Origin of the sequence: Micromonospora craterilacus (assembly GCF_003236315.1) — a bacterium.
Taxonomy (GTDB): Bacteria; Actinomycetota; Actinomycetes; order Mycobacteriales; family Micromonosporaceae; genus Micromonospora; species Micromonospora craterilacus.
In genome coordinates this window covers 1-10,066 of the sequence record NZ_POTY01000248.1, presented here as the reverse complement: position 1 = coordinate 10,066, position 10,066 = coordinate 1, and the positions used below count along the sequence as shown (strand labels likewise).

8 protein-coding genes and 3 pseudogenes are annotated in these 10,066 nt (G+C 72.6%); 7 read left to right on the top strand and 4 right to left on the bottom strand.

Features of this window, described 5'->3' with window-relative positions; genetic code table 11:
* Positions 1-295, top strand: a pseudogene (locus tag C1I95_RS28040) (heavy metal translocating P-type ATPase); the annotation flags it as partial.
* Positions 296-311: 16 nt separating this feature from the next.
* Here the strand turns inward: C1I95_RS28040 and C1I95_RS28035 are convergent.
* The 3 genes from C1I95_RS28035 to C1I95_RS28025 form a co-directional block, all read right to left on the bottom strand.
* On the bottom strand, positions 312-1,184 hold the full coding sequence (locus C1I95_RS28035; protein ID WP_111218257.1) for a universal stress protein: 873 nt from the start codon (positions 1,182-1,184) through the stop codon (positions 312-314).
* 92 nt (positions 1,185-1,276) lie between these two features.
* Positions 1,277-3,667: a phosphoketolase family protein gene (locus C1I95_RS28030; RefSeq protein WP_111218255.1), complete on the bottom strand. Its 2,391-nt coding sequence runs from the start codon at positions 3,665-3,667 to the stop codon at positions 1,277-1,279.
* Between the two features lie 117 nt (positions 3,668-3,784).
* On the bottom strand, positions 3,785-4,612 hold the full coding sequence (locus C1I95_RS28025) for a universal stress protein (protein WP_111218250.1): 828 nt from the start codon (positions 4,610-4,612) through the stop codon (positions 3,785-3,787).
* A gap of 135 nt (positions 4,613-4,747) precedes the next feature.
* Between C1I95_RS28025 and C1I95_RS28020 the strand changes: the two genes are divergently transcribed.
* The 5 genes and pseudogenes from C1I95_RS28020 to C1I95_RS28005 all read left to right on the top strand — a co-directional run bounded on the left by C1I95_RS28020 (position 4,748) and on the right by C1I95_RS28005 (position 7,594).
* Positions 4,748-4,984 (top strand): HTH domain-containing protein, encoded by a 237-nt coding sequence (locus C1I95_RS28020; RefSeq protein WP_111218248.1) that lies wholly within the window; start codon positions 4,748-4,750, stop codon positions 4,982-4,984.
* Positions 4,984-5,178, top strand: a pseudogene (locus C1I95_RS37370) (Clp protease N-terminal domain-containing protein); the annotation flags it as partial. The gene C1I95_RS28020 and the pseudogene C1I95_RS37370, both read left to right, overlap by 1 nt.
* 153 nt (positions 5,179-5,331) lie before the next feature.
* A pseudogene (locus C1I95_RS37365) lies at positions 5,332-5,562 on the top strand (Clp protease N-terminal domain-containing protein); the annotation flags it as partial.
* 126 nt (positions 5,563-5,688) lie between these two features.
* Positions 5,689-6,687 carry a diacylglycerol/lipid kinase family protein gene (locus C1I95_RS28010; protein WP_199523942.1) on the top strand — a complete coding sequence of 333 codons (999 nt, stop codon included), beginning with the start codon at positions 5,689-5,691 and terminating at the stop codon, positions 6,685-6,687.
* Positions 6,688-6,781: 94 nt separating this feature from the next.
* A complete protein-coding gene (locus C1I95_RS28005) occupies positions 6,782-7,594 on the top strand; it encodes a hypothetical protein (protein ID WP_146605874.1) in 813 nt (270 codons plus the stop codon).
* Positions 7,595-7,739: 145 nt separating this feature from the next.
* Here the strand turns inward: C1I95_RS28005 and C1I95_RS28000 are convergent, their stop codons facing one another.
* Positions 7,740-8,702, bottom strand: a complete 963-nt coding sequence (locus tag C1I95_RS28000) for a TIGR03557 family F420-dependent LLM class oxidoreductase (RefSeq protein ID WP_111218242.1) — start codon at positions 8,700-8,702, stop codon at positions 7,740-7,742.
* A gap of 366 nt (positions 8,703-9,068) precedes the next feature.
* Here C1I95_RS28000 and C1I95_RS27995 point away from each other — a divergent pair.
* On the top strand, positions 9,069-10,066 hold a 998-nt coding region (locus C1I95_RS27995; RefSeq protein WP_111218240.1), incomplete at its 3' end, for a glycoside hydrolase family 5 protein.

Genomic DNA, 10,066 nt, shown 5'->3' with positions numbered 1-10,066 from the left:
GGCGATGGGGGCCACCGGGGCGACCGCCTCGGCCGATGTCGCCGACGCCGTGCTCAGCGTCGACCGGCTCGACCCGCTCGCCGACGCCGTCGAGGTGGCCCGGTACGCCCGCCGGATCGCCGTGCAGAGCGCCACCGTGGGGATGGGCCTGGCGGTCCTCGCGATGGGGTTCGCGGCGGCCGGCTGGCTGCCACCGGTGGCCGGGGCGTTCCTGCAGGAGGGGATCGACGTGCTGGTGATCCTCAACGCGCTGCGCGCGCTCGGCGGCGGCCCGCGCGGGGCCGCGCCGAGCTGACCGACCGGGCCGGCCCTCAACGTTCCCGGATCACCGCCACCGGGCAGTGCGCGTGCTGGATGAGCTGCTGGCTGACCGAGCCGAGCAGCATGCCGCGCAGCCCGCCACGGCCCCGGGTGCCGACCACCACCAGTTGTGCGGTGCGGCTGGCGTCGATGAGCAGGCCGGCGGGGGCGGCGGCGGCCGTCTCGACGGTCACCTCGACGTCGGGGAAGGTGTTCTGCCAGCGGCGCAGCGGCTCGTCCAGTTCGGCGGTGTGTTCGGCGCCCGCAGCGTCGCGGGCCTGCTCGCCGGTGAGGTGCCACTGTTCGCGTCGTGGCTGCCAGGCCCGCACCACGTGCAGCGGCACCCGGCGCAGGGCCGCCTGCTCGAAGGCGAAACCGAGGGCCACCAGGGAGTGCTCGGAGCCGTCGACACCGGCCGCGATGTGCCCGGCCCGGGCGGCGTCGGCCGTGTCGGCGCGGACCACCACCACCGGGCAGTGCGCGTGCGCGGTGACACTGACGGCGGTCGAGCCGGCGAGCAGACCGGCGAAGCCGCCGTGCCCGCGGCTGCCCAGCACCAGCAGGCCGGCCTGTGTCGAGCTCTCCTCCAGCACCAGGGCGGGCGGGCCGTCGAGCACCTCGCCCCGGACGGTCAGGTCGGGATGGGCGGCGGCGGCGTCGGCCGCCGCCTTGCCGACCAGCTCCTCGACCTGCTGTCGGGCGCGCTCGTCCGGCCACATCCCCGGCGTCACGCCGGGCCCGACCCAGCCGGCCACGGTGAGCCACTCGAAGACGTAGGCCAGCCGGACCGTCCGGCCGTCGCGGCGGGCCTGATCCAGCGCCCAGCCCAGGGCCGTCGCCGCGTCCGGCGAGCCGTCGTAGCCCACCAGGATCTCCGCGCTCATGCCGGCACTCCGCTTCGCTGCGTGCCGGCATCCGGCACCGAGGCACTGAGCTGATGATTCACTCGCTGACGCTCGCTCATGACAGCGCCTCCTCAGTTGATCTGGTCGGTGGGGCGGACCCAGCGCCACTCGGCCACCCGGGGGTCGTCCTCGCCGTACCGGCGGGTGTAGTCGCGGCAGGCCTGGCGGGCGTCGCTCATCTCCTGCCGCAGGTGCGCCGCGCGGGCGGCCAGCCCGGGCACCCGGTCGATCACGTCGATCACGAGGTGGAAGCGGTCCAGGTCGTTGAGCATCACCATGTCGAACGGCGTGGTGGTGGTGCCCTCCTCCTTGTAGCCGCGTACGTGCAGGTTGCGGTGGTTGGTGCGGCGGTAGGTGAGCCGGTGGATCAGCCACGGGTAGCCGTGGTACGCGAAGATGATCGGCTTGTCGCGGGTGAACAGCGTGTCGAACTCGGAGTCCGGCAGGCCGTGCGGGTGCTCGCTGGACGGTTGGAGCCGCATCAGGTCGACCACGTTGATCAGCCGTACCTTCAGCTCGGGCAGGTGCTGGCGCAGCAGTTCCGCCGCCGCGAGGGTCTCCAGCGTCGGTACGTCTCCGGCGCAGGCCAGGACGACGTCCGTCTCGTTGCCGTCGTCGGTGCTGGCCCAGTCCCAGATGCCCACCCCGCGCCGGCAGTGCTGGATGGCCTCGTCCATGGTCAGCCAGTTCGGTGCGGCCTGCTTGCCGGCCACCACCACGTTGATGTAGTGCCGGCTGCGCAGGCAGTGGTCCATGGTGGAGAGCAGGGTGTTCGCGTCCGGGGGCAGGTAGACCCGGACGACCTCGGCCTTCTTGTTCATCACGTGGTCGATGAAGCCCGGGTCCTGGTGTGAGAAGCCGTTGTGGTCCTGCCGCCAGACGTGGCTGGAGAGCAGGTAGTTCAGCGAGGCCAGCGGCTGCCGCCAGGGGATGCCCCGGGTCACCTTCAGCCACTTGGCGTGCTGGTTGACCATCGAGTCGACGATGTGGATGAACGCCTCGTAGCTGGTGAAGATGCCGTGCCGGCCGGTCAGCAGGTAGCCCTCCAGCCAGCCCTGGCACAGGTGCTCGGAGAGGACCTCCATCACCCGCCCGTCGGGGGAGAGATGGTTGTCGTCGGGGACCGTACGGGCCATCCAGGCCCGGTCGGTGACCTCGAAGGCCGCCTGGAGCCGGTTGGAGGCGACCTCGTCGGGGCCGAAGAGGCGGAAGGTCTGCGGGTTGGCGGCGATCACGTCGCGGACCCACTTGCCGAGTTCACCGGTGGCGCTGGTGACCGTCGCACCGGGGTGGGGCACCTCGACGGCGTAGCCGCGGAAGTCCGGCAGATCCAGGTCGCGCAGCACCAGCCCGCCGTTGGCGATCGGGTTCGCGCTCATCCGCCGGTCGCCCCGCGGCGGCAGCGCGGTCAGCTCGGCGACCGGGGCGCCGGTCGCGTCGAACAGTTCCTCCGGCCGGTAGCTGCGCAGCCAGCGTTCCAGTTCGGCCAGGTGCGCCGGGTTGGTGCGGACGTCGGCCACCGGCACCTGGTGGGCGTGGTAGGTCCCCTCGACCTGCTTGCCGTCGACGATGCGCGGGCCGGTCCAGCCTTTCGGGGTGCGCAGGATGATCATCGGCCACCGGGGGCGCGTCACGGCCGCACCCGAGCGGGCCTGGCGCTGGATCGCGGCGATTTCGTCGAGCACCCGGTCGAGGGTGGCGGCGAGCGCCTCGTGCACGGCGGCCGGTTCGTCGCCGGCGACCACGTACGGCTGGTACCCGTAGCCGCGCATGAGGTCGAGCAGGTCGGACTCGGGGATCCGGTCCAGCACGGTCGGGTTGGCGATCTTGTATCCGTTGAGGTGCAGGATGGGCAGCACCGCGCCGTCGCGGGCGGGGTTCAGGAACACGTTGGACAGCCAGCTGCCGGCGAGCGGCCCGGTCTCCGCCTCGCCGTCGCCGATGACGCAGGTGACCAGCAGGTCCGGGTTGTCGAAGGCCGCGCCGTAGGCGTGGCTGAGTGCGTACCCCAGCTCGCCGCCCTCGTGGATCGAACCCGGCACCTCCGCCGCGACATGGCTCGGGATGCCGCCGGGGAAGGAGAACTGCCGGAACAGCCGGGTCATACCGGCCTCGTCACGGCCGGTGTTGTGGTACTGCTCGCTCCAGGTGTCCTCGAGCCAGGTGTTCGCGACGATCGCCGGGCCGCCGTGGCCGGGGCCGGTGACGAAGATGGCCGACATATCACGGGCGACGATGACCCGGTTCAGGTGGGCGTAGATCAGGTTCAGGCCGGGGGAGGTGCCCCAGTGCCCCAGCAGGCGGGGCTTGACGTGTTCGGCGGCCAGCGGTTCGCGCAGCAGGGGGTTGTCCAGCAGGTAGATCTGCCCGACCGTCAGGTAGTTCGCCGCCCGCCAGTAGGCGTCCAGCCGGCGCAACTCGTCATCGGTCAGGGTGCTCTGCAGGTCTAGGGCGGTGTCCATACTGGTTGAGCCTCTCGCGGGTCGGTGGATCCTGCATTCGCAACGCGCGGTTTCCTGTCTCAGCTTCGCCGGATCGGCGGGCGTGGATCAGGGCCGTTGGTCCCGCCCACCCGGGTGTCACGACCCGTCCCCTGGCGGGCCGGTCGCGCCGCGTACCACGATCACCGGCGACGGGGCGTGGTAGAGCAACGACTGGCTGACCGCGCCGAGCATGCCGCGCCACGGCTCGTCGCCCCGGGCGGCGACCACCGTCAGCTGTGCCGAGCGCGACTGTTCGACCAGCACGTCGCCCGGCTCGCCCCGGATGACGTGGCACTCGACCGCGGTGTCCGGTCGACCGGCGTGCTGGCCGGACACCAGGGCGTGGAGCCGGCCGGTGGTCTCCTGGATCGCCGCGTCGGTCTCGACCACCCACACCGCCAGCAGCCGCGACCGGTGCCGGCCGGCGCAGGCGAGCGCCCAGCCCAGCGCGATCTCGGCGGGCGCCGAGCCGTCCACCCCGACCAGCACCGGGCCCTGTGGTGGCGGGTCCTGCCGGGCGACCAGGACCGGGCACTCGGCGCGGGCGGCCACCTGCAGGGTGGGGCTGTCGGCCGGGATGCAGCTGTCGCAGTGGGCCATTCCGCCGTCGCCGACGGCCACCAGGAAGGCCGAGTCGGACTTGCGGACGAGGACGGCGACGGGGGAGCCCTCGACGATCTCGGTGGTGACCGCAACGTTCGGCTCGCTCTGATTGGCCGCGGCGGTGGCCTGGTCGAGCAGCTGCTCGGCGTCGGCCCGGGAACGGGTGAGCGCTGGCGCGTCGGGTGGGGCCCAGTTGAAGGCGTGCAGCAGGTGCAGCCGGCGGCCGTGGGCGGCGGCCACCCGGGCGGCGAGCCGGGCCACCGGCAGGGAGCCTTCGGGACCGACGCCGACGAGCACCGGCGCGTCGCTGGCTGCGGCCATCCGACATCACCCCCGCAGCTGTCGCGCCCGGCCTGCGTCTGAGGCTAGTCGCGCTGGTACGGCCCGGGGGCCTGATCGTGCCACTCGTGTCAACAAAGGTTGACGGCAGCGCGGTTGTCAATGTAAGTTGACAGCATGAGTCAGGCGACGGAACTCGCGGCCGCGGCCGGCAGCACCGACCCCCGGGTCGGCCTGCGCGCGGTCCGCGCACTGCGCCGGCTGCTCGAACGGCTTGAGGTGGTCCAGGTGGACAACGCCCGACGGCAGGGCTGGTCCTGGCAGGAGATCGCCGATGCGCTCGAGGTCAGCCGGCAGGCGGTCCACAAGAAGCACGCCGGGCGACCGGCGGTCGGATCCTCCTGGGAGGCGTGATGTTCGAACGGTTCACCGACCGCGCCCGCGCGGTGGTGCGACAGGCCCGCGACGAGGCCCGGGCCGAGGGCCAGCGCCCGGTCGGCACCGAGCACCTGCTGCTCGCCATCCTCGCCGACGGTGACGGCCTGGCGGTCCGGGTGCTCCGCGACGCCGGCGTCACCGCCGACGAGCTGCGGCAACGCATCCGCCGGCACACCGAGACCGGCGGCAGCGGCCTGGCCGAGGCCGACGCCGCCGCGCTACGCGAGATCGGCATCGACCTGGCCGCCATCGTGGCCCGGGTCGAGGAGTCCTTCGGCCCGGACGCGCTGCGCGAGGCCGTGCCGGCGCCGCGCCGCCGCTGGGGCCGCCGGCGGCCGGTCGGCGGCCCGTTCTCCGCCCGCGCCAAGAAAGTGCTGGAACTGTCCCTGCGCGAGGCGTTGCGGCTGCACCACAAGCACATCGGCACCGAGCACATCCTGCTCGGCCTGCTGCGCGAGGGCAACGGGCTCGCCGCCCTGGTGCTCACCGAGGCCGGGGCCGACCTGGCCGACACGCGCCGCCGGGTGGAGGCCGCCCTGCGCGCCGCCGCCTGACCGCGAGGCTGCCCGCTGCCCGCTGCCCGAGCCACAGTCCTGCGTGCACGCCGGCACCGTCTGACGCGTGCCGACCGGAACCGGCCCGCAGTGGACCGGCGCCGAGTCGCCGAACCCGGCAACCTGCTGCACACTGGCGCGGTGGAGACGGGACGGCAGGCGTGGCCACCGCGCAGCGCGGTGGTGGTCAACCCGGCCAAGGTGGCCGACCCCGACACCTTGCGCCGCACCGTCGGCGACACGCTCACCGCCGCCGGCTGGCCCGAGCCGTTGTGGTTCGACACCACCGTCGACGATCCCGGCCGGGGCCAGACCGAACAGGCCGTCGCCGCCGGCGTCGACGTGGTCTTCGCCTGCGGCGGCGACGGCACCGTGATGGCCTGCGTCGGCGCCCTGGCCGGCACCGAGGTGGCGCTCGCCGTGCTGCCCCAGGGCACCGGCAACCTGCTCGCCGCCAACCTGGGACTGTCCGACGACCTGACCGCCGGGTTGGCGGTGGCCATCGAGCGCGGACGGCGGCTGCTCGACGTCGGCGAGGTGGACGGGCAGCACTTCGCGGTGATGGCCGGCATGGGCTTCGACGCCCAGATGCTGGCCGCCACGAGCGAGACCACCAAGCGGCGGATCGGTTGGCCGGCGTACGTCGCCGGGGCCGCCCGGCAACTGCTGGACCGGCCGATGACGGTGCGGATCCGGCTGGACGACCAGCCGCCGCTACGCCGCCGGGCCCGATCGGTGCTGGTCGCCAACGTCGGCCGGCTCCAGGGCGGGGTACGCCTGCTCACCGACGCCGAGCCCGACGACGGCTACCTCGACGTCGCCGTGCTCAACCCGCGTACGCTGCGGCACTGGCTCCTTCTCGCCTGGGCGGTGCTGCGTCGGCGCGAGCGCGTGCCGCGGATGGAGGTGTTCCGCGCCCGCCGCGTGGAGATCACCAGCAACCGGGCCCAGCCCCGCGAGCTGGACGGCGACCTGATCGAACCCGGGCACACCCTGCGGGTGCAGATCCGTCGCCGGGCGCTGTGGCTGTGCGTACCGGGGCCGGAACGGGCGCCCGACCTGGCCGACGACGCATCAGCCGCCGCCGAGCGCCTGGTCGAAGAGGGCCCCACCACCCACCGGTGACTCCCGGCCAACGCCGCTGACCAAGGGAGTCTGCGTCGGGATCTGCTGATCGAACCGCCGGGGGCGTTTGTGGGGCGGAGTTAGCGTGTCGGGCGTGATCGACAACCCGCCGCCCGCTCGGGACGCCAGTTCGGCGGGTGTCGCGTCGTCGCCGGTGGCGTTCGTCGCGCGCGGGATCGCGCTGGTGGTGGTGCTGCCGGTGCGGCTGGCCTGGGAGGTGCTGGCGGCCGCCGGTCGGGCGCTGCACCGCTGGGTGCTCGCCCCGGCGATCCGGTTCGTGGACCGCTGGCTGCTGCCGCCGCTCGGCTGGTTGCTGCGCCACCTGGTCTGGATTCCGCTGGTCTGGTCGGCCCGCGCCGGGTGGTGGCTGTGTCGGACGCTGGTCTGGTTGCCGCTGACCTGGCTGTGGCGCGGGCTGGTCTGGCTGTGGCGCAGCACCCTGTGGCCACCGTTGCGGTGGTGCGGGCGGGGCCTGGGCCGGCTGCTGCGGTGGTGCGGCCGGGGGCTGGCGTGGCTGGTGCGGACCCTGCTCCTGGTGCCGCTGTACTACCTGCTGTGGGTGCCGCTGGCCTGGCTGGTCCGGGTGCTCACCCCGGCCGGACGGCTGGTGCTGGACACGTTGGGCCGGTGGCTCTCCGTGCTGGCCGGCCTGGCGGTCGCCGCGCTCGGGTGGGCCTGGCGGGTGGCCGGCCGGGTGCTGTGGTGGTGCTGGGTGCTCACCCTGCGCCCGGTGCTGCGGGCGGCGAGGTGGGTGTGGGCGCGCACCGTGGTGCCGGTGGGCCGGGCGGTCCGGGCTGTCTGGCGGGTCACCGTCACGCCCACCGCCCGCTGGCTGCGACGCAGCGTCCTCGACCCGGCCCGGCAGGCCACCCGCGAGGTGCTCACCGCGCTCGGTCTGCGTCGCTGACCGTCAGACGAGCAGGTTGAGCAGGACGGTCAGGACGATCGAGGCGACGATCGAGAAGAGGATCATCAGGAGGCAGCCGAGGCCGCCGCCGGCGGGCCGGATCTCCGTGTTGCCGATGCGCATGAGGCAATCACCTCCCGCCCGCTCACAGCTCGCGTAGCCGGGGCAGCAGCTGCTCCTGCGCCCAGTCCAGGAACATCGGCTGCCGGTCGCCGCCGATCTGGATCAGCGCCACATGGGTGAACCCGGCGTCGACGTACTTCTTGAACGCCGCCATGTGCCGGTCCACGTCCGGCCCGCAGGAGATCGCCTGCGCCACGTCCTCCTCGCGGACGGTCTGCGAGGCGGCCTCGAACGATTCCGTGCCGGGCAGCTCGGCGTTGACCTTCCAGCCCAGCCCGAACCAGCGGAACTGGTCGTGGGCGATCTTGCGGCACTCGGCCTCGTCGGGGCCGTAGCAGATGGCGATCTGCCCGTAGCGGGGCCGGCCCGCGCCGCCGGCCGCCTCGTAGATCGCCACGAGGTGCGGGTCCGGCTCGGTGGAGACCATGGCGTCGGCGTACTCGGCGGCGAGGGTGGCCGACTGCCGGCCAGACGCGGCCACCGCCATCGGCACCGGCTGGTCCGGCCGGTCCCACACGTACGCGTCCGGCACGTCGTAGTGGTTGCCGGAGAAGGTCAACGTCTCTCCGTTGAGCAGCGGCCGGATGATCTGCAACGCCTCCTCGAACATCTCGTGCCGCTGCTGCACGTGCGGCCAGCCGCCGACCACGTGCTCGTTGAGGTTCTCCCCGGCACCGAGACCCAGGGTGAACCGGCCGTCGGAGAGAACCCCGATCGTGGCGGCCTTCTGCGCCACCACCGCCGGGTGGTATCGGCGGATCGGGCAGGTCACGAAGGACATCAGCGCCGCGCGGGAGGTGGCGTGCGCGACCGCGCCGAGCACCGACCAGGCGTACGGCGAGTGCCCCTGCGACTCCAGCCAGGGGTAGTAGTGGTCGGACATGACGAGGTGGTCGAAGCCGGCCGCCTCGGCCCGGACCGCGTGGTCGACGAGCTGCTTCGGTCCGGCCTGCTCGCACATCAGGGTGTAGCCGATGTTGACCATCGCGTCTCCTTCCGGGGCGGGCGGACCGTTCCGGATACCCCGGTCCGGTTCGGTCAACCATCGACGGTGCTTGACGCTTTCAGACACCCTGCCTACCGTTGTCCTGAACCGGTTCAGATGCCGGCGTGGTGCACATCCTGTGGTGGGGATGTCCGCCCCCGTGATGGCTCGGGTTCGCACGGGCCGTCACGGGTCGGCGGCGACCGCTGGGCGTACTGAACCGGTTGCTTTAGACGTGCCATCGGCCTACGCTGATGCCTGCCTCGCCGGGCCCCGGGCAGCGGTTGTCGGGCTGCAGCCGCCACACCTGCCACTCACCGCACCCCCCACCTGGGCACGGGGGAGAAACCTCCTGCGAGGAACGCCATGAGAAAACTGTTCGCGGGCGTCGGCGCCATCCTGCTGGCGACGGTCGCCGCAGTGTTCGCCTTCGGTCCGTCGGCACACGCCGCCACCGGGTTCACGGTCAGCGGCGGCAAGCTCTACGACGCCAACGGCAACGAGTTCATCATGCGCGGGGTCAACCACGCGCACACCTGGTACACGAACCAGACCAGCTCCTTCGCCAACGTCAAGGCCCTCGGCGCGAACACCGTCCGGGTGGTGCTGTCCAGCGGCGACCGGTGGACCCGCAACAGCGCCGACGATGTGGCCAACGTGATCCAGCTGTGCAGGACCAACCGGCTGATCTGCGTACTCGAGGTGCACGACACCACCGGGTACGGCGAGCAGAGCGGCGCGGTCACGCTGAACCGCGCGGTCGACTACTGGCTCAGCATCGCCAGCGCGCTCAACGGCCAGGAACGGTACGTGATCGTCAACATCGGCAACGAGCCGTACGGCAACCAGAACTACTCGTCCTGGGCCACCGACACGGCCAACGCCATCCGGCGGCTGCGCACCGGCGGCATCGGACACACGATCATGGTGGACGGCCCCAACTGGGGCCAGGACTGGTCCTTCACCATGCGCGACAACGCCACGACGGTCTTCACCGCCGACACGGCCCGCAACACCGTCTTCTCCATCCATATGTACGGCGTCTTCAACACCGCCGCCAAGGTCAGCGACTACCTGGGCCGCTTCCGCAGCGCCGGGCTGCCCATCGTGGTCGGCGAGTTCGGGCACTACCACTCCGACGGCGACCCCGACGAGGACGCCATCCTCGCCTACAGCCAGGCCAACGGCATCGGCTGGCTGGGCTGGTCGTGGAGCGGCAACGGCGGTGGCGTGGAGTATCTCGACCTGGCCACCAACTTCAACCCCAACCAGTTGACCAGCTGGGGCCAGCGACTGTTCAACGGGGCCAACGGCATCCGGCAGACCTCGCGGGAGGCCAGCGTCTTCGGGAGCACCCCGCCCAC